Below are 908 nucleotides of genomic sequence, written 5' to 3'. Positions count from 1 at the left end.
GTGAACTGCTGTCAATTTAGGTCCACTACCAAAGAGAGTTTTTCTATAGTAAATCATTGCAGCAACATGGGTTGATTTTGTATTATTTGGGGTACTTGGGTTTGGGGTGCTGGTGGTCTGTAACCTAAAGCGCTATGCGGCCTGACATGGTTGTAATGCTTAACCCACTCCCCCACGATGATCTGGGCTTCTTTTAAGCTATAGACGATCTCCCCATCCAAAAGATTGTCTCTAAAGGTGCCGTTAAAGCTTTCACAAAAGCCATTCTCCCAAGGGCTGCCCGGTTCAATGTAGGCTGTCTTTACTCCAATGCCAGATAACCAACTACGCAGCTCTTTAGCAATAAATTCTGGGCCATTATCACTTCGGATGTGCTCGGGGATGCCGTGAGTAATCATGGCGTTGGCCAGTTGTTCAATCACTTGGATTGAGCCAATTCGTCTAGCGCAGTGGATCGTTAAACACTTTCTACTGAACTCATCAATCATGGTCAGCATCCGGATCTTGCCACCATAAGCGTCCCTGATAAAGACAAAGTCATAACTCCAAACATGATTGGTATGAGTAGCTCGCAACCTCATACAGCTGCCATCGTTAAACCAGAGTCTGCCTCTAGGAGGTTGCTTTTGTGGGATCTTTAGGCCTTCTTGCCGCCAGATGCGAGCAACCTTGGCGGTAGTCGCTTGCCCCCAACCAGCGTTACGCATCATGCCCGCAATAAATCGATAACCGTAACGGCCATAGGTGCTGACCATGCGGATGACTTCGGCTCTAAGGGGCTCTTCGTCATCTCTAGGCAATGGCATATAGCGATACGCTGCTCTAGATAGCCCCACTAAACTGCAGGCAGTCCGCTCAGAGATAGAATGCTGGTCCATGAGCAGCTGCGCTGCATTTTTACGCCTAGT

The 908-nt window shown here is 48.3% G+C and carries 1 protein-coding gene; it reads right to left on the bottom strand.

The window, feature by feature from the left end; genetic code table 11:
- Positions 1-53 precede the first annotated feature (53 nt).
- Positions 54-908 (bottom strand): IS3 family transposase (locus ICN44_RS12280; protein WP_216264209.1); only part of this gene is annotated, 855 nt, incomplete at its 5' end.

The sequence above is a fragment of the Polynucleobacter sp. JS-Fieb-80-E5 genome (assembly GCF_018882015.1).
Classification (GTDB): domain Bacteria; phylum Pseudomonadota; class Gammaproteobacteria; order Burkholderiales; family Burkholderiaceae; genus Polynucleobacter.
This window is presented reverse-complemented; position numbering and strand designations above follow the sequence as displayed.